The sequence below is a fragment of the Anaerofustis stercorihominis genome, from assembly GCF_024623185.1.
GTDB lineage: Bacteria > Bacillota > Clostridia > Eubacteriales > Anaerofustaceae > Anaerofustis.
The window spans coordinates 52,957-75,357 of sequence record NZ_JANJZK010000012.1; the positions used below are offsets into that span (position 1 = coordinate 52,957).

At 31.1% G+C, this 22,401-nt stretch carries 24 protein-coding genes; 15 read left to right on the top strand and 9 right to left on the bottom strand.

Features of this window, described 5'->3' with window-relative positions; all coding sequences use genetic code 11:
• Positions 1-79 precede the first annotated feature (79 nt).
• The 7 genes from NSA01_RS08020 to NSA01_RS08050 all read left to right on the top strand — a co-directional run bounded on the left by NSA01_RS08020 (position 80) and on the right by NSA01_RS08050 (position 8,001).
• Entirely contained in the window at positions 80-634 is a 555-nt protein-coding gene (locus tag NSA01_RS08020) for a Sir2 family NAD-dependent protein deacetylase (RefSeq protein WP_257480955.1), read from the top strand.
• Between the two features lie 47 nt (positions 635-681).
• Positions 682-960, top strand: a complete 279-nt coding sequence (locus tag NSA01_RS08025) for a heme NO-binding domain-containing protein (RefSeq protein ID WP_257480956.1) — start codon at positions 682-684, stop codon at positions 958-960.
• Positions 961-963: 3 nt separating this feature from the next.
• A complete protein-coding gene (locus NSA01_RS08030; RefSeq protein WP_257480957.1) occupies positions 964-1,956 on the top strand; it encodes a lipoate--protein ligase in 993 nt (330 codons plus the stop codon).
• Positions 1,957-2,376: 420 nt separating this feature from the next.
• Positions 2,377-3,027, top strand: a complete 651-nt coding sequence (locus NSA01_RS08035; protein WP_257480958.1) for a hypothetical protein — start codon at positions 2,377-2,379, stop codon at positions 3,025-3,027.
• A gap of 332 nt (positions 3,028-3,359) precedes the next feature.
• Entirely contained in the window at positions 3,360-4,919 is a 1,560-nt protein-coding gene (locus NSA01_RS08040; RefSeq protein WP_257480959.1) for a leucine-rich repeat protein, read from the top strand.
• 38 nt (positions 4,920-4,957) lie between these two features.
• Entirely contained in the window at positions 4,958-6,535 is a 1,578-nt protein-coding gene (locus tag NSA01_RS08045) for a leucine-rich repeat protein (RefSeq protein ID WP_257480960.1), read from the top strand.
• Positions 6,536-6,630: 95 nt separating this feature from the next.
• Positions 6,631-8,001 carry an aldehyde dehydrogenase gene (locus NSA01_RS08050; protein ID WP_257480961.1) on the top strand — a complete coding sequence of 457 codons (1,371 nt, stop codon included), beginning with the start codon at positions 6,631-6,633 and terminating at the stop codon, positions 7,999-8,001.
• A 103-nt stretch (positions 8,002-8,104) separates the two neighbouring features.
• Here NSA01_RS08050 and ychF read toward each other — a convergent pair whose 3' ends face one another.
• Both ychF and NSA01_RS08060 read right to left on the bottom strand, forming a co-directional pair.
• A complete protein-coding gene (gene ychF / locus NSA01_RS08055; protein WP_257480962.1) occupies positions 8,105-9,199 on the bottom strand; it encodes a redox-regulated ATPase YchF in 1,095 nt (364 codons plus the stop codon).
• A gap of 81 nt (positions 9,200-9,280) precedes the next feature.
• The gene (locus NSA01_RS08060; protein WP_257480963.1) at positions 9,281-9,607 is read right to left on the bottom strand and encodes a winged helix-turn-helix transcriptional regulator; all 327 of its coding nucleotides are present in this window, start codon (positions 9,605-9,607) and stop codon (positions 9,281-9,283) included.
• Between the two features lie 157 nt (positions 9,608-9,764).
• On the opposite strand from NSA01_RS08060, the gene NSA01_RS08065 reads away from it, so the two are divergent.
• The 3 genes from NSA01_RS08065 to NSA01_RS08075 are packed head-to-tail and all read left to right on the top strand — an operon-like array spanning position 9,765 to position 12,644.
• Entirely contained in the window at positions 9,765-10,373 is a 609-nt protein-coding gene (locus tag NSA01_RS08065; RefSeq protein ID WP_257480964.1) for a 4Fe-4S binding protein, read from the top strand.
• A gap of 3 nt (positions 10,374-10,376) precedes the next feature.
• Complete coding sequence (locus NSA01_RS08070) at positions 10,377-11,912, top strand: ABC transporter permease/substrate-binding protein (RefSeq protein ID WP_257480965.1); 1,536 nt, start codon at positions 10,377-10,379, stop codon at positions 11,910-11,912.
• On the top strand, positions 11,913-12,644 hold the full coding sequence (locus tag NSA01_RS08075) for an ATP-binding cassette domain-containing protein (protein WP_257480966.1): 732 nt from the start codon (positions 11,913-11,915) through the stop codon (positions 12,642-12,644).
• Between the two features lie 28 nt (positions 12,645-12,672).
• On the opposite strand, the gene NSA01_RS08080 is transcribed toward NSA01_RS08075, so the two are convergent.
• The 3 genes from NSA01_RS08080 to pyrR are packed head-to-tail and all read right to left on the bottom strand — an operon-like array spanning position 12,673 to position 15,307.
• Positions 12,673-13,821 (bottom strand): HD domain-containing protein, encoded by a 1,149-nt coding sequence (locus NSA01_RS08080; RefSeq protein WP_257480967.1) that lies wholly within the window; start codon positions 13,819-13,821, stop codon positions 12,673-12,675.
• Between the two features lie 37 nt (positions 13,822-13,858).
• Complete coding sequence (gene whiA / locus NSA01_RS08085) at positions 13,859-14,797, bottom strand: DNA-binding protein WhiA (protein WP_257480968.1); 939 nt, start codon at positions 14,795-14,797, stop codon at positions 13,859-13,861.
• A gap of 9 nt (positions 14,798-14,806) precedes the next feature.
• The gene (gene pyrR, locus NSA01_RS08090) at positions 14,807-15,307 is read right to left on the bottom strand and encodes a bifunctional pyr operon transcriptional regulator/uracil phosphoribosyltransferase PyrR (RefSeq protein WP_117531703.1); all 501 of its coding nucleotides are present in this window, start codon (positions 15,305-15,307) and stop codon (positions 14,807-14,809) included.
• Positions 15,308-15,400: 93 nt separating this feature from the next.
• On the opposite strand from pyrR, the gene NSA01_RS08095 reads away from it, so the two are divergent.
• From NSA01_RS08095 to NSA01_RS08105, 3 genes are all read left to right on the top strand, one after another.
• Positions 15,401-16,240, top strand: a complete 840-nt coding sequence (locus NSA01_RS08095) for a peptidoglycan-binding domain-containing protein (RefSeq protein ID WP_257480969.1) — start codon at positions 15,401-15,403, stop codon at positions 16,238-16,240.
• Between the two features lie 342 nt (positions 16,241-16,582).
• Complete coding sequence (locus NSA01_RS08100; RefSeq protein WP_257480970.1) at positions 16,583-17,434, top strand: aldo/keto reductase; 852 nt, start codon at positions 16,583-16,585, stop codon at positions 17,432-17,434.
• 130 nt (positions 17,435-17,564) lie between these two features.
• Positions 17,565-18,578, top strand: a complete 1,014-nt coding sequence (locus tag NSA01_RS08105; RefSeq protein ID WP_257480971.1) for a C45 family autoproteolytic acyltransferase/hydolase — start codon at positions 17,565-17,567, stop codon at positions 18,576-18,578.
• A 59-nt stretch (positions 18,579-18,637) separates the two neighbouring features.
• On the opposite strand, the gene NSA01_RS08110 is transcribed toward NSA01_RS08105, so the two are convergent.
• The 4 genes from NSA01_RS08110 to NSA01_RS08125 all read right to left on the bottom strand — a co-directional run bounded on the left by NSA01_RS08110 (position 18,638) and on the right by NSA01_RS08125 (position 20,338).
• Positions 18,638-18,967, bottom strand: coding sequence for a hypothetical protein (locus tag NSA01_RS08110; protein WP_257480972.1), 330 nt, complete (start codon positions 18,965-18,967; stop codon positions 18,638-18,640).
• A 135-nt stretch (positions 18,968-19,102) separates the two neighbouring features.
• A complete protein-coding gene (locus NSA01_RS08115) occupies positions 19,103-19,828 on the bottom strand; it encodes a hypothetical protein (RefSeq protein ID WP_257480973.1) in 726 nt (241 codons plus the stop codon).
• A gap of 5 nt (positions 19,829-19,833) precedes the next feature.
• On the bottom strand, positions 19,834-20,229 hold the full coding sequence (locus tag NSA01_RS08120) for a hypothetical protein (RefSeq protein WP_257480974.1): 396 nt from the start codon (positions 20,227-20,229) through the stop codon (positions 19,834-19,836).
• Complete coding sequence (locus NSA01_RS08125; RefSeq protein ID WP_257480975.1) at positions 20,180-20,338, bottom strand: hypothetical protein; 159 nt, start codon at positions 20,336-20,338, stop codon at positions 20,180-20,182. The genes NSA01_RS08120 and NSA01_RS08125 overlap by 50 nt, the downstream gene beginning before the upstream one ends.
• Before the next feature lie 169 nt (positions 20,339-20,507).
• Here NSA01_RS08125 and ylqF point away from each other — a divergent pair, with 169 nt between their 5' ends.
• Together ylqF and NSA01_RS08135 are read left to right on the top strand one after the other, a co-directional pair.
• The gene (gene ylqF / locus NSA01_RS08130; RefSeq protein ID WP_257480976.1) at positions 20,508-21,335 is read left to right on the top strand and encodes a ribosome biogenesis GTPase YlqF; all 828 of its coding nucleotides are present in this window, start codon (positions 20,508-20,510) and stop codon (positions 21,333-21,335) included.
• 9 nt (positions 21,336-21,344) lie between these two features.
• Positions 21,345-22,401 (top strand): ribonuclease HII (locus NSA01_RS08135; RefSeq protein WP_257480977.1); only part of this gene is annotated, 1,057 nt, incomplete at its 3' end.

Here is a 22,401-nt window from a genome sequence, read left to right on the forward strand (position 1 = left end):
AATTACTAAAGTATAATTGAATTTAAATCGGCATGGGTTTATAATGTTATAATAAAAAAAATAAAAAGGAATGATAAATATGATTATAGCATTTACGGGAGCGGGCATATCAAAGCAAAGCAATATCCCTACTTTTATGGAAAGACCGGAAGTAAGAGAAAAATTGTTCAGATCCTTTGCAATTTCCAACCCCAAGGAATATAATGAAACGATAAAAGAATTAAAAAACAATATGAACGGTGCAAAACCCAATGATGCACATTATGCACTTTACGAATACAAAATACCTATCATAACTATGAATATCGACGGGCTTCATAGATTGGCAGGCAGCGAACCTTTGGAACTTCACGGAGGACTTCCGGATGACGATGAAATGGATATAGCTTATACACTCTACAATAAGCCTGTCTTGTACGGAGACCCCGCACCGAATTATCAAAAGGCATACGAACTTGTGGATAGTATGAAAAAGGGTGATGTATTTCTTGTGATAGGTGCTTCCATGCATACCGCTATCGCAGGGGACCTTAGAATGGTCGCAAAAAGCAGGGGAGCAAAAATCATTGAAATTCAGGAAGACGCACAAAAAAACGTTAGAAAAATTTTGGAAGAATTAAATAGTAAAAAATAGTATCTTGGGAAAGAATATTATTATATTGTTTTTCGGGGAGGTATAAAATGAAAGATGATTATTTACAAGGTATCTTTATGGCAAATAAAAAGCTTGGTATTTTAGGCTGCAGTCAGGATATCTTCGTTCAGCTTGAAAAATATAACGATGAGTTTTTGGAAGATGTTTTGAATGCACTTGTCAAATATACGATGATAGAGACAAACGGTGTGATAAATAAATTTGCGAGATATGATACTTGTCTGGGCAATATCACTATCTACACAAAAAAAGGATATGATGACGAGATATATACCAATATATTATTTTCTGGAGAGGTCTTATAGTATATGAAGTATATAAAGACCAGGTGGAATATACCATATTACAACATGGCTTTTGAAAATTACGTAATGAACAATGATGACTTTAAGGATGATTACGTATTTTTCTACATACATTCTCCTTCCATAATCGTAGGTAAACACCAAAATACCATAGAAGAGATAAATTCCAAATACGTAAAGGACAATGATATCATCGTTGCAAGACGTAATACCGGAGGAGGAGCGGTATATCACGATGAAGGAAATTTAAATTTTTCTTTCATAACCACAAAGAAAGAAGACGAGAATGAAATCGACTTTAAGAAATATACTCTTCCTATCATAAATGCACTTAAAAAACTTGGCGTAGATGCCTATCTCAGCGGAAGAAACGATATCTTGGTAGACGGCAAAAAAATAAGCGGCAATGCTCAGGGGCTCAATAAGGATAAAGTTCTTCATCACGGTACGTTGATGTTTAATGTAAATGTGGAGGCTCTTGTCAATTCTCTTAACGTCAGTCAAATGAAGATAGAGTCGAAGGCGATAAAATCGGTCAAGAGCAGGGTACTTAATATCAAAGATGTCCTGGATATAAAAATGGATATTTATCAGTTCAAAGATTTTATTTTAGATGAAATATTCAGCGAAATGGATATGGAAGAATACAGGCTTACAGATGAAGATTATAAAAATATCGAAAAGCTGGTAAAAGACAAGTACGGTACTTGGGAATTCAACTATGGATATTCTCCCAAATTCTCCATAAAGAACAAAAAGAAATTTGAAAGTTCCGGGCTTATCGAAGTAATGCTGGATGTCAAAAGCGGTATTATAGAAGATATCAAATTAAGCGGGGATTATTTTTCCGTCAAAGAGACCGATGAACTTGAAGATAAGATAAAAGGGCTTAATTACAAAGAAGATTATATAGGCTCTCTTCTCGAAACTATTAAGCTCGATGATTATATAACAAATATAAAAAATGAGGAATTCATATCATTGCTCTTCGATTAAAAGGCTAGTCATATAGTCTTTTTTATTTGCAAAAAATATAAATTAAAATTTAATATTTTCTTAATAGAAATTATATTGTATTAAATATCATAAGCTTTATAATTTAAATCATAAAGAAAATGATAAATTCTATATAAGAGATTAAAATAATAATTTTTAATTATTCGTTAAATCAAATTTAATAAAGTTTTAACCTATATAAATGATAATCATAATAAATAGTCAGTTTATTATTTTGTTTTATAAATAATATATATATTTTCTATCCATAATGATTTTTTTGATTTTTAAACATATACATTAAGGTAAACAAGCTTTTAAGAAAAATTTAAATTATTGAGCATAAAGTCAATTTTTTCTGCAAATTATGACAAATTTATGATATTATAAGGTAGGATAACAATGTTGGAGGAACGTTACATGAAAATCAGACTAAAAAATGAGGACGATAGAGTAAAGGTATGTAAAGCGGGATTTAGTTTTACCACGCTTATTTTCGGACCTTTCGTACCTTTATACAGAGCTGACTTTTTATGGACGGGGATAATGTTCGTATTCCATGTCGTTTTGAATTATATAGTAAGTAAATTACCTATAATAACATCGTCTCGTACTCTTTACGGATTTTTGGGCGTCACTTTCATTTCAAATATCGTCTTTGCTCTTATTTATAATAGGATATTTATTAAAAATACTCTTTTGGAAGGGTATACGGGGTACGATAAAGAAGACGAGGAAAATCTTATAAAAAAACATTTCTCCGTTACAGCGGAACAAATAGAAGCTTATAAAAATAAAAAACAGGAACGTCTAAATAAAAAAGAAGAAAAAAGAGCTTTAAAAGAAGCAAAAGAGAAAGATAATAAAGAAAAGAAAAAAGAAAATAAAGAACTTAAAAATAAAGAAAAATCAGATACCAAGAAAAAGAAAAATGAACCCAAAAAAGAAAGTTCGGACATCGTAAACGAAGAGATTTCTCAAACCGAAGGAGAGCTTATCCTACAAACAGATGATAAAGCAAAATCCAAGAAAAAAGCAGAAAGAAAAAAAAATCAAAGGAAGATGATTTAGAATCCGTAAAAGAAGATATCCATAGTAAAGAGACGATCATTTCTGAAAGTATAGATGAAGAAAAAGCAAGTGAAAAAGTAGCCGGTGATAAAGCTGAATTATATATTTCCATTTCAAAAGAAGAGAATAATACTTTAGATGATACTAAAACATCTGAAATAACTACCGGTAAAGCAACAGATATAACAAAAGAAAATGAGGAAGCTTTGCCTCAGGAAGCATAAAAGTAAGAAGCAGTAGGATAAACTGCTTCTTTTTTATTAAAAGTATGTAAAAGATTACATCTTTGTGATATAATCTATATATACATATTTTTATAGGAGGAATTTAATATGAAACAATTAAGTAAAATGAAGGCTATCTGTTTATTTTTGTGCATGACCTTCTTTTTTTCTTGTATGGGAGGGACAAGCTCTTTTGCCAAGGAAAGCTATAATAATAAGGCTATACAAAAAAATGCAGATGCTCAAGTATCGAAAATCAAAGCTGAAAAATCAAAGAAATCCGAAAGTAAAAAAAATATATCTGCGATCGAAAGCGGTTTTAGGTATATAGTGAATAACAACTGTGTTACCGTGACTGCATATGTCGGTTCTTCAAACAGTATAAGTATCCCAAATACTTTAGGCGGTTATCCGGTAAAGTTTATTGATAACTCATTTGAAGTCGAAAGGGAAGATTTATATGTAAAAAGTCTTTCACTGCCTAAAAATTTAGAATATATAGACTCTAGTATATTGGGTGATCTTTATGGTCTTACAAATATTACCGTAGACTCCGGTAACCAAAGATATATATCTAAAGGCGGAGTTTTATACACAAAAGATATGAAAAGCTTGGTGGGTATAGCTTTCAATAAGAAAGTGACCACTTTTAATGTTCCGTCGGGAGTTGAAAATATTGAAAGCTTTAATAATTTTTATATAAAAGTTTTGAATATCCCATCATCCGTAAAATATCTGCCTTATGAAAATGAAGAAGATTATTTTACTTTTTTCGATAGTCTTCAAAAGATAAATGTAAGTTCTTCTAATAAGTACTATTCGTCTTATGGAGGAGTCTTATATAATAAATCTAGGACTTACCTAATAATGTATCCTAACTCAAAAAAAGATAAGTCTTATAAAATACCTAATACCGTTAAAAAATTATCTTTTATTAGTAATGAATATCTTGAAAATATTACTTTGTCTGATAATTTGGGCAAGGGATATTATCATTTTTTTAATGAGTTTCAAAATTTAAGATCCATTTCGGTATCAAAAAAATCTAAAAATTATTACTCCAAAAGCGGAGTTCTATTTAACAAAGAAAAAGATACGCTTCTTTGTTATCCGTCAAATAAAAGATCGAAGAAGTATACTATCCCAAATAGTGTAAAAAAAGTATATATGGGTTCTATATCCAATATTTATTTACAGGAGTTGGTAGTAAGCAGGAATGTGGCTAAAATCGAAGAAGGAAACTTAACTGAAGGAAGCTTAAAAAAAGTCATAGTGCATAGTCCTAATGTCAAATTTGGTGACCTTTGCTTCTACGGAAACAGCGGAAAAATCAAATTTTACGGATTACTGAATTCAACGACACAGAAATATGCAAAGAATAATAAATTCTTTTTTAAAGCAATTAAATTGAAATATCCTACGGTAAAAGTAAAAAGCACTAAAAAGAAAACAGCTATCATAAGTTATAAAAAGGTAAGCGGTGCTAACCAATATAATATCTACAGGAAAACCACAAAGGGCAAATATAAGCTTATTAAGACCACAAATAAATCGAGCTATAAAGATAAAGGGCTTAAATCAAAAAAGACTTATTATTATAAGGTAAAAGCTATAGGAAGTAAACTTAAATCGGATACTTCAAAAGCAGTCAAAGTAAAAATCAAATAACACGATTAAAATTACATATTTTAGAGGAGATAATTGAAATGAAAAAGAAATTTATAAAGAGCTGTTCGCTTCTTTTAGTATTCTTAATGCTCGTTTTGTCTGTGGGATCGGGAACTAATATCCTTGCGAATACAAAAGATAATGTTGATATAAAAGAGAGCATAAAAATAATCAAATCAGAAAAAGGCAGCAAAAAAACTAAAAAATCAACAGAGACGAAAAAGGGAAAATCTAATATAAAAGGTACTTTGGGTATTGAAAATGATTTTAAATATTTTATAAACAGTGACGGAGTTACTGTTACCGCATATGTCGGAACATCGAACAGTATAGTTATTCCAAAAATTTTAGGAGGATACCCTGTAAAATACATAGACGGAATGTTTAAGTCTCAGCGTCATGGTGTTAAAATAAAATCCATATCCATACCTCAAAGTGTAGAATATATAAATTCAGGTATGTTTTACCAGCTTGACAGTTTATCCTCAATCAAATTAGATAATAGTAATTCAAAATATTTGGTAAAGGACGGTGTACTGTACTCAAAAGATTTAAAAACAATGGTTGGTATACCTCAAAAGCTCAAAATATCTAATCTGACGATATTAAATGGAGTGGAAAATATTGACAGCCTTGCAAATGATTATATTTCTAATTTATATATACCGTCAAGTGTAAAAAAAATCCCGAGTTATGAATATGATTACTATTCCATTGGTAAAAATTTAAAGAAGATAAGCGTATCTTCTCAAAATAAAAAATATTCTTCATTGAACGGGGTACTTTACAATAAAGCAAAAACCATGTTGGTCATATATCCGTATAATAAGAGGGATAAGTCCTATGTAATGCCTTCGACAGTTAAAAAAATTTCCGATATCTCAAGTGATTATTTACAGAAAGTAACATTATCAAAGAGTTTATTGGAGAACGAATATTATTTTGTATGTTTCCTGGAAGACTTAAAATCAGTTTCCGTCCAGAAAGGAAGTAAAGTCTATTCATCTAAAGGCGGGGTATTATTCAATAAGAAAAAAACTGTTTTGTTGTGTTATCCTATGAATAAAAAGACTAAAAAATATGTGGTTCCAAACAGTGTTAAGATAATCGATGATTCTGCTTGTGAAAGCAATATATATTTAAGAGAACTTACTATCGGCAGGAATGTTTCAAAAATAGAAGATTATAATTTTGTAGGAAATAAATTGAAAAAAGTCGTTATAAACAGTCCTAATATAAAATTCGGAGATTTATGCTTCTATTATAATAAAGGCAGCATGAAGATGTACGGTTTATACAATTCCACCGCTCAGAAATATGCTAAAAAATACGGACTTAAATTCAAAGCTATAAAGTTAAAATACCCTAGTGTAAAAGTTAAAAGCACTAAAAAGAAAACAGCGGTGGTAAGTTATAAAAAAGTAAGCGGTGCCGACAAATATAAGATTTACAGAAAAACAGCCAAAGGGAAATATAAACTGATAAAGACCACAAATAAATCAAGTTATAAAGATAAGGGACTTAAATCAAAGAAGACTTATTATTATAAAGTAAAAGCAGTGGGTAAGAAACTTAAATCAGATGCGTCGAATGCTGTTATGGTAAAAGTCAAATAGTTTATTAAAAGAGATGTATTATACATCTCTTTTTTATTGTAAATAATCATATAAAAGAATATAATTGGTTTAATAAATTTTAAAGGAAATATATTATGGATATCAAAGATAAAATATCATCCCAAAGAGAGTTTTTCAACAGCGGTAAGACTTTGGACATCGATTATAGAATAGAACTTTTGAAATCATTGAGAAGCGGGATAATAGAAATGGAAGAAGAAATATCCTCCGCACTTAAAAGAGATTTGGGGAAGAGTTCTTTTGAAAGCTATATGTGTGAGATAGGTCTTGTTTTGAGTGAAATCAACTATATGATCAATCACATAAAAAAATTCTCTAAAAAAGAAAGAGTAAAAACTCCTCTGGCTCAGTTTAAAAGCAAAAGCTACAAGATAAAATCTCCTTATGGGCTTGTACTTATAATGAGTCCGTGGAACTATCCTTTTATGCTAACCATATCTCCCCTTGTAGATGCTATCAGTGCGGGAAACATTTGTGTGGTAAAGCCAAGTGCTTATTCAAAGTATACTTCCGAAATAATTAAGAAGCTGTTGGAAAATTATCTTCCTAAAGAGGTTGTTACCGTAGCTTTGGGGGGAAGAGACGTGAACGGTTATTTGCTGAATATAAAATTCGATTATATTTTCTTTACCGGAAGTGTAAATGTAGGGAAGCTGGTAATGGAAAAGGCAAGTAAAAATTTGACACCCGTGACTTTGGAGCTTGGAGGGAAAAGCCCTTGTATAGTCGATGAGAATACTGACCTTAATCTTGCCGCTAAGAGGATAGTCTTCGGTAAATATCTGAACCTCGGGCAGACATGTGTCGTTCCAGATTATGTTATTGTAAATGAGGATATCAAGGGGGAATTTATAAAATATTTAAAGGATGAAATCATCAGTCAGTTTGGTAAAGACCCTATCGGTAATTCTGATTATGGCAAAATAATAAACGAGAAGCACTTTGCCAGACTTAAGGGACTGATTAAAAATGAAGATATCATCATAGTCGGGTACTGCGACGATGATAAGCTTAAAATTGAGCCGACTATTCTAGATAATATAACAATGGAAAGTCCTTGTATGAAAGAAGAAATATTCGGTCCCATACTTCCTGTAATGACATTCAAAGACAGAGAAGATATCATTGATATAATAAAAATAAATCCGACACCTCTTGCACTATATATTTTTACGAATGATGAAACTTTAAAAAATCATATATTGAATAACGTGAGTTTCGGCGGAGGATGTGTAAATGATACGATAATCCATCTTGCTACGGAACAAATGGGATTTGGCGGTGTAGGTACAAGCGGCATGGGAAGTTACCACGGGAAAAGCGGGTTTGATACTTTTACTCATGAAAAAAGTATCGTGGAAAAGAGTAATTTTATTGATTTACCGATGAGGTATCAGCCTTATACTAAAAAGAATGAAAAATTACTAAGGAAGTTTTTGAAATAAAAAGACCTTTAAGAGCTTTTTTATTTACGGGGCGCGGAATCTGCGCAGCAGGCGTAGTGCCCCGAAGTGGTGTAAAATAAAAAGAACCTTTATATAGGTTCTTTTAAACATTAAATCTAAAGAATATTACATCTCCGTCTTCAACGACGTAGTCCTTACCTTCTACTCTTGTATAAGCTAGCTCTTTTGCTTTTACGTCGCTGCCGGCTTCCATGAGCTTATCATATTTAGTCACTTCCGCTCTTATAAATCCCCTTTCAAAGTCAGAATGGATTTTCCCCGCAGCTCCCGGAGCTTTTGTTCCCTTTTTAATCTGCCATCCCTTTACTTCTTGTTTACCAGCTGTTAGGAATGTGATAAGGTCTAGTATTTTATATCCTTCTTTTATTATTTGGTCAAGTCCTGATTCCTTTATACCAAGGTCTTCAAGGAACATCTTCTTTTCGTCATCATCAAGTTCGCTTAATTCAGCTTCAATTTTTGCGCATACTTTTATTACTTCTATATTGGGATTGACTCCCTTTACGTATTCTTTTAATGCTTTGACATATTCATTATCTTCAAGTAAATCATCTTCACTGACATTTGCTGCGTACATGATTGGTTTTGTTGTAAGCAGGTCTTGTGTCTTTAGATATTCACTTTCGTTTTCATCGAATTCATCTAAATTAATAAATTTGCCTTCTTCAAGATATTTTTTAGCTTTTTCAAGTGCTGCAAGCATTAGCTTTTCTTCTTTTCTGCCGCTTTTAGCCGCTTTTTGAACCGCCAAAATCCTTTTATCTATAAGTTCCAAGTCAGAGAATATAAGTTCGTAATTTATCGTTTCAGCGTCTCTGACGGGATCTATGCTTCCGTCTACATGTGTTATATTTCCGTCATCGAAGCATCTTACTACTTGGAGTATTGCGTGTACATTTCTTATATTCGATAAGAACTGATTTCCTAGCCCTTCTCCTTTTCCCGCATTTTTAACAAGTCCTGCTATATCCACGAACTCAACGGTAGCATAAATTGTCTTTAATGTATCATAAAGTTTACTTAAATTATCTATTCTGTAATCGGGAACATTTACAACCCCTACATTTGGTTCTATTGTACAGAAAGGGTAATTTTCCGCTCCCGCATTAGCTTTTGTAAGTGCATTGAATAATGTGCTTTTCCCTACGTTTGGAAGTCCTACTAATCCGATTTTCATATGTTTCTCCTTAAAATAATCTTTATAAAGTATATAATATATTTTTTCTTTAGTAAAGTCCGATGATTAAAATAGTTTTAATTATTTTTTAATTATTTTTTGTTTATAATCGCTGCCCCATTTTATCATCGAATCCAGTACAGGTTTTAGGCTTTCGCCGGTTTTGGTGAGAGAATATTCTACTCTGGGCGGTACCTCTGCATATACTTTTCTTTTTATAAGTCCGCTTTCTTCCATGTCTCTTAAATTGGAAGTCAATACTTTTTGAGATATGGAACCTATTGATTTTTTTAATTCTCCAAATCTTTTCGTTCCGTCAATCAAGTCTCTGATTATTAAAACTTTCCATTTATTACCTATCAATGTAAGTGTCGTTTCAACGGGACAAGCCGGTAAATCTTTATTCATTCTTAAACTTCCTTTCTAAAAAAATCCTTCGTATTGTCTTTATTTATCATAATAGTATCTATTGTATACTATAGTTACCAAAAAGTGCTTACTTTACAAAAGAAGCTTTGTGGAATATTATAGCATCATAAAATAAAAAGTCAACAAGGAGGATATTATGAACGCAAAAGAATTATTACTTATTCTTCGTGAAACAAAAGATGTTTCTTTTTCAAGTGTGGACAAGAACGGTAATCCAAAATGCAGGATAATCGATGTTATGCTTGTGGAAGACCAAAAATTATATTTTTTGACCGCAAGAGGAAAAGATTTTTACAGAGAGTTAATGGCAAATAATCATGTTGCCGTTACGGCTCTTACAGAAAATTTTGAATCTATAAGACTTGAAGGAAAAGCAAATAAGGTAGAGGATAATAAATACTATCTTGATAAAATATTTGAATGTAACCCCGTTATGAATGAAGTTTATCCGGGGGATAGCAGGGATATTCTCGATGTTTTTTGTATAGATAAAGGTATTATAGAATATTTTGATTTATCAAAACACCCTATTTACAGAAAAACTTTCTCTTTTGGCGTAGAAGAAGTAAGAGAAAAGGGGTATTTTATCAATGAAACATGTATAAACTGCAAAAAATGTTATAATTTATGTCCTCAGAGTGCAATTTATGAATTAAATGGTATAATGAATATAAAAAATGAAAATTGTCTTCACTGTGGTCTTTGTTATGAAAACTGTCCCGTTAAGGCAGTTGAAAGGTGGTAACGAATGAGTGAGATAATAAATTTATTTGTGGAGAGGAAATCTTTTTTCCTGGGGTTGCTTCTTGAACATTTAAAGATTTCCATGACTGCAATAGTTGTCGCGGGTATTATAGGTCTTATCCTCGGGGTTTTAATAAGTGAATACCGAAAGAGTTCTAAATTTGTCCTTTCATTGGTCAATTTTATATATACTATCCCTTCCATATCACTGCTTGGATTTTTGATCCCTTTATCGGGGATAGGGAATACTACGGCTATCATAGCGCTTAGCATATATGCACTCCTTCCAATGGTTAGAAATACTTATACAGGCATAGTAAATATAGATGAAAAACTTTTGGAAGCCGCAAAAGGTATGGGGAGTACCGATTTTCAAATATTATATAAAATAAAACTCCCTCTTGCCATACCAGTTATTATTTCCGGGCTTAGAAACATGGCTACAATGACTATAGCTTTAGCGGGTATTGCTTCATTTATAGGAGCCGGGGGATTAGGTGTAAGTATATATAGAGGTATAACAACGAACAATACTACTATGACTGTAATAGGAAGTTTCCTTATAGCACTCTTAGCTGTTGTGATAGATTTTATCCTTGGCATTATAGAAAAGAATATTACTAAAAGAAGAAATAAAGGAAAAAGCAAAAAGCTTATAGCTATCATTTCAGTTTTGGTAGTCATTTGTTTCGGAGTTTCAATGTTTAATACTTTTAATAAAAAGACAATAAATATTGCTTCAAAACCGATGACTGAACAATATATCATAAGTGAGATGTTAAAAGAAGTAATAGAAAGCGAAACAGATTTAAAAGTAAACTTGACTCAGGGAGTAGGAGGCGGAACTTCAAATATCCAGCCGGGTATGGAAAATAGAGAATTCGATATGTATCCCGAGTATACCTCTACGGGCTGGAATATGGTTCTAAAACATGACGGTTTTTACGATGAAAAAATGTTTAATAAATTAAATAAAGAATATAATAAAAAATTTGATTTTTCATGGGTTTGTAATTTTGGATTTAATGATACCTTCGGACTGGCTGTAAGAAAAGATTTAGCAGAGAAATATGATTTAAAGACTTATTCCGACTTGGCAAAAGTTTCAAATAAGCTGAACTTCGGAGCCGAATATGATTTCTTTGAAAGAGTTGACGGTTATGAGGCTTTGTGTAAAGAGTACGGATTTGATTTTAAGAAAACTACCGATCTTGATATAGGACTTAAGTATAAAGCAATAAACAATAAAAAAGTGGATGTAATGGATATATTTACTACTGACGGGCAGCTCAGTGTCAGCGATGTCGTGGTTCTTAAAGATGATAGAAATTTCTTTTCTTCCGCTATGTGTATGATGGTCATAAGAAATGAAATTTTAAATGAATACCCTGAAATCAAAACGGCACTTTCAAAGCTTGAAGGCGTACTTGACGATAATAAAATGGCGAAGATGAATTATGATGTAGAGGGTAATGGTAAAGACGCCAAGACAGTTTCTCATGAATTCTTAGTCAAAAATCATATTTTGGAGGATAAATAAATGAATAGTGTAATAGAATTTAAAAATGTATCCAAAATATACGGAGATAATACTGTATTAAAAGATTTTGATTTGAGTATAGAAAAGGGAGAATTCTTGACTGTTATAGGAAGTTCCGGTTCGGGTAAGACTACGATGCTTAAAATGATAAACAGTCTGATTGAACCCAGCGGGGGAGATGTATTCGTAGATGGTGTAAATAATAAAGACGTAGATAAGATAAAGCTTAGAAGAAATATAGGATATGCGATTCAGGGCAGTGTATTGTTCCCAAATATGAATGTTGAAAAAAACATAGCTTATGTACCTAATCTACTAAATAAGAAGGATAAAGAAAGAACTAAAAAAGCTGTGGAAAAATGGATGGGTATAGTAGGTCTTGAGGATTCGTTCAGAGAAAGATACCCCGATGAATTATCGGGAGGGGAAGCTCAAAGAGTCAGTATTGCAAGGTCTCTTGCCGCAAGCCCGGAAATCCTTCTTATGGATGAACCTTTCGGTGCGGTAGATGAAATAACGAGAATGAAGCTTCAGGATGAAATCCTAAAAGTATATAATAAGACGGATATAACCATAGTTTTTATTACTCACGATATAAAGGAAGCGTTTAAACTCGGTACTAAAATCCTTATAATGGATAAAGGTAAGATTGAGCAGTGCGGAACAAAAGAAGAAATACTAAATAATCCGGGAAGCGAATTTGTCAGAAATTTAATAAAGTCGGTCATATAATAAAAAAGCACTTACTTTTGTAAGTGCTTTAATTAAATATATTGGTAAGATGTATGTATATCAATTTTTGATATTCTTCATAAGCACTGCTTACTCTCAGTTCATATAATCTTCTCAATACTTCTTCATGATACCATCTATGTTTCTTTTTATCCGTTTCGCTGAAATGCTGCCATATGCTGTCTTTATAAACTTGAAAATCTCTGTCTATTTCTCTTAGCTTGGAGAGTTCATTTGAAAGGATTATGATTTTGATATCAATACATGCATTATCCAGCTTGTAGAGTATATTCTTTTTTGCTTCGCTCCATTCTTTGTCGTTATCTAAGTTATCTTCCATTTGCGTTAAATATAATAGTCTCTTAGCAACATCGAGTCCAAAATATTTTTTTACTTCGATTATATCGACATTTGTATTTTTTATAAGTCCGTGAAGTACGCTTGTTATAAGTACGCTTTCGTCACCGGTAAGAGTTGATGTAATAAGAAGTGTTTCCAGTGCATGGGATATATATGGTTTCCCCGATATCTTCCTTTTCATTCCCTGATAATAAAATGTAGCATATGTTACAGCCTGTCTTATACTGCTTGTGTACCATATATTCAAATCCTGCATAAAGAAGTTTTCAAATGTTTCAGCCTCGTTTCTGGTTATTTTTATGTATTTATCCGGATCTTCCTTTAGTTCATACTCTATATCTTTTCCTATATCTATTTGCCATTCGGTATCATTCAGCGTTATGTAATAGACTGATATAGAACTTACTTCGTATATCTTGTTACCTAAATCGTTGTAATAATATTTTACAAATAAATCTTTATATAGATTATTTATTTCAATATATAATTCATTGGTATTCCTTTTTTCTGATAATGGATGAAGGGTATTTAAAATTTCACTATAATACCAAACCAGTTCTGTTTTATTTGTATCGTAATGCTTATAAATATTTTCTTTAAATGTTTTATAATCCTCTTTGAATTGTTTTAGCTTCTCTGAAAACTCTTTTGCAATCATTTCTTTTTCACTTAAAGAAGAGTTTTTGATTTTATCCAGTTTACTGAAATACTTCTCTCTTAAATTATCATAAAAAGCTTTTGTTTGTTCTTCTCTAATAGGATTGGTTTTAATATTTGTTAGATGTTTAAGCAGTAATTCTGTGTTAAAATTTCCCATTGTTCCAACTTGCCTTTCATATAAATTTATAAAATTTTTATATACTATCTGCAATTTTAAGGATTTTTTTGAACCAATTATTTATGGTCGAACGGCTTATGGGCGGATCGAACATTCCCGACAGCTCATTCAAGGATGCGTCGGGATTATTTAGCCTCATTTTTGCTAAGGTAAGTATAGGCTCATCCAAATAATCCATTCCGTATCTGTCACTTATTTTGTTTATTGCATTTATTTGTTTTAAAGCAGTATTTACCGTTTTATCCATGTTGGCGGTTTCACAGTTGAGACGTCTGTTTACATTATTTCTCATTTCCTTTATTACTTTTGTACTTTCTATTTCAAGAACCGCATTATGAGCACCGATATTACCCAGTATTTCCGTTATGGTAGAAGAGTCTTTTGTGTATATTACATACTGTTCTTTTCTTTTTACGTATTTTAAGTTTATATCTATATTTTTAAGTAAATCGATTAGATTTTTGGCGTATTCGAATTTATTGAATACGAATTCTATTTGGTATCCTTTTTTCTTCGGATCGCTGACATATCCCGAGGATAAGAATACACCTCTTAAATAATGCCTTATCTCGCTTATCGTAGGAAGTATATCTTCTTTGATGGTATTGTTTATTTCAAAACCGGCGCTGAAATCTATTATATTAAAATAATCCAGTATATTCATAGAATCAGCACTGTCCATTACGATTAAATTATATAAAAAATGCCCTTTTCTTAAATTGTTTTTCTTAGCTGCAATTTCTATATTTATAGAAAATACATCTTTAATAAGCGCAAAAATCCTTCTTGCAACAGAAGGGTTTTCGGTTTCAAATATTAAATTAAGCTTTCCTCTTCCTTTTAAAGAAAGAGAACTTATACAATGAAGATATCCATATAATTCACATTCTTTTTCATATAAATTGTTTAAAGTTATATGGCACAAGTTATTTTTTATATCGCTGCAGAAACTCATGTGTACTCCTTAATTTATTTCAACAAAAGAATTCTCTCCGTTTATTACAACATTGACATTTTCTTTTATGGACGTAGGAATATTTTTACCTACATAATCCGCTCTTATAGGTATTTGTCTGTGTCCTCTGTCCACTAAGATAGCCAGTTGTATTTTTTTTGGTCTTCCGAAACTGAAAATACATTCGAGGGCTGCTCTCGTAGTTCTTCCGGTAAACAGTACATCATCTACTATTACTACCAGTTTATCGTTTATATCAATGTCCAGCTGTTCTATTTTTTCTGTCTTTTTTTTATCGTCTCTGAAAGGAGTTATATCCGCAAAAGTGACCGGTACTATCGTGTCTTCCATACTGCTTAAATGATTTGCGAGCATTTTGGCAAGAGAAACTCCTCCGTTTTTTACACCCACCACGACCAAGTCTTCCACTCCATGGTTCTTTTCCACTATCTCATAGGCAATTCTCTTAATGCTTCGATTTATATCATTATTAGTCATTAAAATTTTCATTTAAATCTCCAATAAAATATTTTGTTTTAATACTATATTATGTTATAATCATAACATATTTATAAAAAATTGTCCAAATATTGAGGTAATTAAATGAAACAAATCAAATCATTTTTAATATATTTAATAGCATTTATGTTTTTTATATTGCTCAGTGCATCATTTTGCAGCGAGAAATACTTAAACGAATCATATTCTGTAAATCTTTCGTCCAAGACGCTTTATTATGCTTTTGCGGGTAATTTGTCCGATTACTTAGAAGGTAAGATCACGGACGATGATGATTTGAATTTAAATAATGTGGATAAGGATTATTCCAAGACTTTTTCGGAAGGGGAAAGCGGAGATGAGATCTTAAGTTATAAATTGATCCTTTATTATTTGGATTATCTTTCCGATACTCCTAATAATACTTTTGATTCCACGACTACAAAAGCAGTAAAAGAATATCAGACAAGCAGAGGGATAAAAGAAACATCCAAGCTTGATAAATTAACTATGCAGACTCTGGATAATGAAGTTGTAGATTATAAGACCGGTAAATCCAGTGAAGATATTAAGAAATATAATTATATTTTGTATTATCTCGGCTATCTGACTAAGGAACCTAACAGTACTTATACTGCCGAAACAAAAGTGGCTTGTGAAAAATATCAAAAAGAAAAAAGCCTTCCTGTTACGGGAACGATGACACCTCAAACGAGAAGAAGTCTCGACAGCGAAACTTTGACTTATAAAGAAGGTCATAAGGGAGATGTCATTAAAGATTATCAGGAAATTTTAATAAGGATGGGGTATTTGAAGGGAACTTCCAGCGGAACGTTTGATGCTAAGACTACTGCTGCGGTAAAAAGTTACCAGACTAAAAAAGGATTAAGTGTAACAGGTAACTTAGATACAAAAACAATGGACTCATTAGATAAAGAACATTAATAGTTAACATTTAAAAGCACCTGAGTAGGGTGCTTTTTTGTTTGTGAAATAATGTTTGATTTAAAAATGAAGTATATGATAAAATTTTTTATATATTATTTGACTATGATATTTAATGTACTAAAATGGATTTTAAATAGGCTATAACTGACTATCTAAATAACTATAAGTAGAATAAAAGAAAAATACGTTAGGGTAATTCTTATAAAATAAAAGTAATAGTTTAACTACTCCTTTTGTTTTATACGAAATTTAAATTATAAATATTTTAATATGATTTTTATTTACTATATTTAGGGATTAGTGATAAAATAAATATAATATAAACAGCGAGGTGAAATAATGAAAAGTTTAACTGACACATTTAAATTAAATAACGGTTATGAAATTCCGTGTATAGGTTACGGAACATTTCAGACTCCTGACGGTGACAGTGTTGTAAACGGGGTAAAGGAAGCTATCAAGGCAGGGTACAGGCATATAGATACCGCTTGGTTCTATCAGAATGAAAAAGGGGTAGGACAAGCTATAAGAGAAAGCGGAGTAAAGAGAGAAGATTTATTTATTACTAGCAAACTTTGGAACAGTGATAGAGGATATGAAAGTGCAAAAGAAGCATTCAAAAAGAGCATGGATAATTTAGAACTTGAATATCTTGATTTATATTTGATACATTGGCCCGCAAACAAAAAACAGTTTGAAAATGCGGAGGAAATCAATGCAGATACATGGAGAGCATTTGAAGAGATATATGAAACGGGAAGAGTAAAAGCAATAGGGCTAAGCAATTTCTTACCTCATCATATAGATGAATTGATGAAGACGTCAAAAATCAAACCCATGGTTAATCAAATAGAGTTTCATCCGGGTTTTGCTCAAATCGAAACAGCAGAATACTGCATTAAAAACGATATTGTCGTAGAGGCTTGGTCTCCTCTTGGAAGAAAAGATGCGCTTAGTAACGAAACTTTGATTGAACTGTCAAAGAAATACAATAAATCAGTGGCGCAGATTTGTATAAGATGGGTGCTTCAGCATAATATACTCCCTCTTCCAAAGTCTGTTACACCAAGCAGGATAATAGAAAATGCAGATGTGTTTGATTTTGAAATAAATAACGAAGATATGAAAGTAATAGATAATATACCATATTGCGGAGGGCAGTGTGCCAAACCTGACGAAGTAGATTTTTAAATAAATTGATTTACGGAGCTTATTTAAATAAGCTCTTTTTTTTGATATTTATTTAGCTGTTGACTTAAAATTTTTATTTGGTTATTCTTTAACTATGAGGCGCGTCTTGAATAATAAAAGGAGATATATCATGTATCATTCAAGATTTAAAAATAGTTATTATGATGCCGGGTTTAAGTATGGGGATTTATTATTTAATAATGGGAAATCTCTTAATAAGGATCATATATTAAATCTGAGCGAAGAGAAAAGAGACTTTACGATTAGGAGTATTGAAATTTACAAAAGGGAATATCCTAAGGTGCTTGAAGAAATAAAAGGGATTGCCGACGGGCAGAGGATGGAGTTTTTAGACCTCGCATGCTTTATTCTTGGTATGTATAATTTTACTTTGGAAAATTACTGCAGCTGTGTTGTCGTCAAAAACGAGGAAGATATTATTTTTGGAAGGAACAGTGATTTTTTGGTTGAATTGGAACATCTTTATGAAAGCTGTTATTATGATTTGGATAACAGTTATTCATTTATAGGAAATACCACGGCAGTAACGCAGATAGAGGACGGTGTAAATGAATATGGGCTTGCCGCAGGACTTACATTTGTTTATCCTACGGTTAAGAAACCGGGAATAAATGCTGGACTTCTAATAAGGTATATACTTGAAAAATGCAAAACGGTTAAAGAGGGGATAGACGCTTTAAAAAATCTTACCATATCTTCAAGTCAAACGATAACTCTTGCAGATAAGTATGGTGATATGGCAGTTATCGAATGTAACTGTAATGAAATGGAAATAATAAAACCAAAAGGAAATGAAAATTTTATTTATACAACAAACCATTTTATCACTGATAAAATGCAAAAATACAATCCTCCAAAGGCTTTTAACGGGGAAGATCTATTTTCACATAAAAGGTATCAAGTTTTAAAAGATGTATTAAGCAAACATAAAAATCAAGACTTTGCATTCATTAAAAACTTGCTTAGCGGAAAATATGGTTTTATGTGTCAGTATGACAGAAAATTGGGGGCAGATACGGTGTGGTCTTCGATATATTTATTGAATAAAAATAAAATATATAGATGTGAGGGAAATCCCTCGAGGAAAAAGTATAAATCAGATGAAAGACTTAAATTTAAATAAATGGAAAAGGACTAGTTTTTGCTAGTCCTTTTCGTTGGGTTTTTATCTATGAAAATAATTTATATCTTGGCTCTCTGTTTAAGGTAATACTCATATTTTGTAATATGCATTTCGATATGATTTATTATAAAATCGTTTAGCGGAACAAATTTTTTAACATAATTTAATTCGCCTTTTAATTTGTTCAGATTATCATATGTCTTCATTACCATATTCAAATCCGTTTTGTTAAGAGAAAGTACATCCATTTCAAGTTTCGATAAAGTTCTTATTAACGAATCTTTAAGTGATGCGATATTCTCATTTGTAATTTCATTTATACTGCTGTCGTATAAATTATCCTGCTTAACTTGTTTTTTGTTTTTGAAATAGTAGTTATTTTTACTCATTTCCCCATACCCCTTTTTATAAAAAAATTATCAATATTAATAAAAAAATGTTATGAACTAATTATACTACGGATATAATGGTAAATTTTGTCGGTTTGTTGATATTATATTGCTTTAAAATTGACATTTATTTGATTAGTTACCTATTACAATCAATGTAAGGGCTAAATCGCTTCGATAAATTGCTCTGTTTGATATCTTTATAAGTTCGAGGTATATTTTGACTGCACTCATATCAAAGCTTTTTAGCTTAACGGAAAAATCAGAAGAATTTAATATAGGCACAGCAAAAAACACATTTTCAAAATTTACTTTGCTTTTATCCAGATACTTGGATACTTCAAATATGGTTCTTGATTCCACATCACTTCCTATATCAATAATTGTGTTTATGACAGATATTTTATAGCTGCCCTGTTCTCCGTCGAAGAAAATGGGAACTTTACTCATATCCAGGTTTATGGAATTAATTGTGCTTTTTATATCATCTATTTTATTATTTGCACTATCTATTTGCTCTTTGAATATATTCATTGAAGGTGCTTTGGTTAGCTCTGTGGAACTTACATCGTTTGTTATGTAATCTTCGCTTTTTATTTTTTCAAGTTCGGTTAATTTGTCGTTTATTTTATTTTCTTTAATGTCATATTCTTCTTTTGTATAATAATTTTCTTTATCGCTTAATTTTAAATATGTATCATTTGCTTCCTCTTTAGATAATATGTTATTTTGTATATAATTATTTAACATTTCGTTATTTTCTGTAACTACATTGTCCCATGCAGTTTTAGGATAATATGCTTCGTATTCGTCTAAGGAATTCTTCTTTGCTTTAAGTGTAAATTTGTTTTCTTTTAACATTTTTATTACATCCTTTCTTCTTTCATGAAAATACTTCTTGTATCATAAGCTCTTGCTTTCATTTCATTTTCAAAATATCTTATATTTTGCTTTTCTATCTCTTTGTTTTTTCTGTTCATTTCTTCGATCAATTTATCGCTGTTTTCTATTCTTGTTTTTAAGCAGTAGTAATAAGTCCTTATGTCTAAATGTTTATAGGGAACTGTAAAGCAAAAAGTTCCCATTTTATTAAATACATTATGCACTTCATATCTGTTTTTATTGGTATTTAACACTATAAAATAGCCCTCATCGATTTCTTTTAATCTATTTGAAATATCAAATAAGTCATTTTCTATTAAAATAAAATATTTACTCTTTGAAAACAGCTCTTTTATTTTGTTTTTTATTTCTCTTTTCATCTTTTCTTACTTCCTTATTTTCTTTAAATTCTTTCTTTAAAAAATATGATTTTGTCTTTATCCTGCTTTTATGTTCATATTCTTTTTCTAAATATTCTCTTCCTTTCATCGTTTTCTCCTTAAAAATAATAAAAGACAAGAAACTTCTTTCTCGTCTTTTTTATATTTTAAGTATAATATTACATTTCTTTATATGCAATGACGAGAAATTACACTTTTTTTATTTCTTTTTTTATATATATTTGTGTATAATAGTAGAAAAGTCAGCGAGGTAGATTATGAATATACAGTGGTATCCCGGTCATATGGCTAAGGCTACGAGGCTTATAAAAGAGGATCTTAAAAATGTCGATGTTATAATAAAACTTCTTGATGCAAGAGCGGTCATAAGAAGTGAAAATAAAGATTTTAATAAAATAATTAATCAAAAGAAATCTATAAAGGTATTTAATAAAACCGATTTGGCAGATGACAATAAAACTGCACAGTGGATAAAGTATTTTAAAGATAACGATGAAGATGTTTTCTTTGTAGATGCTTTAAATAAAAAAGGACTTAATGATGTTGTTAACTGCTTAAACGATATAAAAGTCAATTTCAGAGCAAACAGGGAAGTCAGAGCCATGATTGTGGGGATACCTAATGTGGGTAAATCCATGTTTATCAATGCGATAACAAAAAAGTCAAATGCGAGAACTGGAAATAAACCGGGAGTTACTTTATCCAAACAGTGGATAAAGGTAAAAGGGGAATTTTACTTGCTTGATACTCCGGGGGTACTTCCTCCTAAATTTGACAATATCGAAGACGGAGTTTGTCTTGCTTCGATCGGTTCCGTTAAAGAAACCATACTTGACAGGGAAGAACTTGCTTTAAAATTAATAGAATTCCTTATAGATAAATATCCAAATGATTTGATGAGCAGATATAAACTTGAAAGCGTGGATAAATTACCTCTAGAAGTATATGAGGATATAGGCAGAAAAAGAGGGTTTTTATTGAAAGGCGGAGAAATCGATTATTTGAGGACGGCAATCACGGTCCTTGATGAATTCAAGAACGGAAATATAGGTAAAATTTCATTTGACAGTGTAAATGATTTATAGGAGATAGTTATGATAGATATTACAGGAATAAGTGTCAATAAGTTAAGAAAGATGTTTTATGATATCAAAGAAGACGAGTATCTTGATTATATAGAAGCTTTTATGAATGACGGAAGAAGAGAAGTCAATAAATTCGGTGAAAGACTTATTAAGAAAAACGAAAAGTACCAAATGGAAATCAAGAGGATAGAAAATATAAAAGCCTTTGAAAGTTCTCTTCATGATGACGGGTATAAATATATAGCGGGTATAGATGAAGTCGGAAGAGGACCTTTAGCAGGACCTGTGGTTACTGCCGCTGTAATACTTCCAAAAGAGAGTAATATTTTATATATAAATGATTCTAAAAAATTGAGTTCTCAAAAAAGGGAAGAACTGGCGGAAAAGATAAAAGAAGAAGCGATAAGTTATGCTATTGGTATCAAAGATAACAATATAATTGATAAAATAAATATTTTAAACGCGACCAAGGAAGCAATGCTTGAAGCTGTCGATAAACTTAGTGTAAAACCGGAAGTTTTATTGATAGATGCAGTGCATTTAAATACCGATATCAAGCAGGAGGCATTTGTAAAAGGTGACGAAAATATATACTCTATAGCTGCCGCAAGTATAGTAGCGAAAGTTTATAGAGATAAGTTAATGGAAGAATATGCTAAGGCTTATCCATGTTATGGATTTGAAAAGAATAAAGGATATGGTACTTTTGACCATATTGAAGCCATAAAAAACAATGGATTATGTCCTATTCACAGAAGTTCGTTTACGAATAATTTGGTTACGAATACTGTTCAAAAAGGTAAGAATTATGAAAAAGTAGTTTGTAACTATTTGGAAAAGCACGGTTATGACTTGCTATATAGAAATTATAAATGTAAGTACGGCGAAATAGATATAATCATAAAAAAGAAGAATATAATTGCGTTTGTGGAAGTAAAAGGCAGACATAAAAATTTAATCGAACCCAGAAAATATGTAAATGAAGATAAGCAGAAAAAAATCGTTTTAAGTGCAATGAATTACCTTAAAGAAAAGGATATAGAGAATTGTTCTTATAGATTTGACG

Excerpts from the sequence above, each read along its gene's own strand:
- NSA01_RS08095 (WP_257480969.1), top strand. The coding sequence starts at position 15,401 with ATGAAACAAATCAAATCATTTTTAATATATTTAATAGCATTTATGTTT.
- NSA01_RS08100 (WP_257480970.1), top strand. The coding sequence starts at position 16,583 with ATGAAAAGTTTAACTGACACATTTAAATTAAATAACGGTTATGAAATT.
- NSA01_RS08110 (WP_257480972.1), bottom strand. The coding sequence starts at position 18,967 with ATGAGTAAAAATAACTACTATTTCAAAAACAAAAAACAAGTTAAGCAG.
- NSA01_RS08035 (WP_257480958.1), top strand. The coding sequence starts at position 2,377 with ATGAAAATCAGACTAAAAAATGAGGACGATAGAGTAAAGGTATGTAAA.
- ylqF (WP_257480976.1), top strand. The coding sequence starts at position 20,508 with ATGAATATACAGTGGTATCCCGGTCATATGGCTAAGGCTACGAGGCTT.
- NSA01_RS08030 (WP_257480957.1), top strand. The coding sequence starts at position 964 with ATGAAGTATATAAAGACCAGGTGGAATATACCATATTACAACATGGCT.
- NSA01_RS08115 (WP_257480973.1), bottom strand. The coding sequence starts at position 19,828 with ATGTTAAAAGAAAACAAATTTACACTTAAAGCAAAGAAGAATTCCTTA.
- NSA01_RS08065 (WP_257480964.1), top strand. The coding sequence starts at position 9,765 with ATGAACGCAAAAGAATTATTACTTATTCTTCGTGAAACAAAAGATGTT.
- whiA (WP_257480968.1), bottom strand. The coding sequence starts at position 14,797 with ATGAGTTTCTGCAGCGATATAAAAAATAACTTGTGCCATATAACTTTA.
- pyrR (WP_117531703.1), bottom strand. The coding sequence starts at position 15,307 with ATGAAAATTTTAATGACTAATAATGATATAAATCGAAGCATTAAGAGA.
- NSA01_RS08125 (WP_257480975.1), bottom strand. The coding sequence starts at position 20,338 with ATGAAAGGAAGAGAATATTTAGAAAAAGAATATGAACATAAAAGCAGG.
- NSA01_RS08105 (WP_257480971.1), top strand. The coding sequence starts at position 17,565 with ATGTATCATTCAAGATTTAAAAATAGTTATTATGATGCCGGGTTTAAG.
- NSA01_RS08050 (WP_257480961.1), top strand. The coding sequence starts at position 6,631 with ATGGATATCAAAGATAAAATATCATCCCAAAGAGAGTTTTTCAACAGC.
- NSA01_RS08080 (WP_257480967.1), bottom strand. The coding sequence starts at position 13,821 with ATGGGAAATTTTAACACAGAATTACTGCTTAAACATCTAACAAATATT.
- NSA01_RS08020 (WP_257480955.1), top strand. The coding sequence starts at position 80 with ATGATTATAGCATTTACGGGAGCGGGCATATCAAAGCAAAGCAATATC.
- NSA01_RS08060 (WP_257480963.1), bottom strand. The coding sequence starts at position 9,607 with ATGAATAAAGATTTACCGGCTTGTCCCGTTGAAACGACACTTACATTG.
- NSA01_RS08040 (WP_257480959.1), top strand. The coding sequence starts at position 3,360 with ATGAAACAATTAAGTAAAATGAAGGCTATCTGTTTATTTTTGTGCATG.
- NSA01_RS08070 (WP_257480965.1), top strand. The coding sequence starts at position 10,377 with ATGAGTGAGATAATAAATTTATTTGTGGAGAGGAAATCTTTTTTCCTG.
- NSA01_RS08045 (WP_257480960.1), top strand. The coding sequence starts at position 4,958 with ATGAAAAAGAAATTTATAAAGAGCTGTTCGCTTCTTTTAGTATTCTTA.
- ychF (WP_257480962.1), bottom strand. The coding sequence starts at position 9,199 with ATGAAAATCGGATTAGTAGGACTTCCAAACGTAGGGAAAAGCACATTA.
- NSA01_RS08075 (WP_257480966.1), top strand. The coding sequence starts at position 11,913 with ATGAATAGTGTAATAGAATTTAAAAATGTATCCAAAATATACGGAGAT.
- NSA01_RS08025 (WP_257480956.1), top strand. The coding sequence starts at position 682 with ATGAAAGATGATTATTTACAAGGTATCTTTATGGCAAATAAAAAGCTT.
- NSA01_RS08120 (WP_257480974.1), bottom strand. The coding sequence starts at position 20,229 with ATGAAAAGAGAAATAAAAAACAAAATAAAAGAGCTGTTTTCAAAGAGT.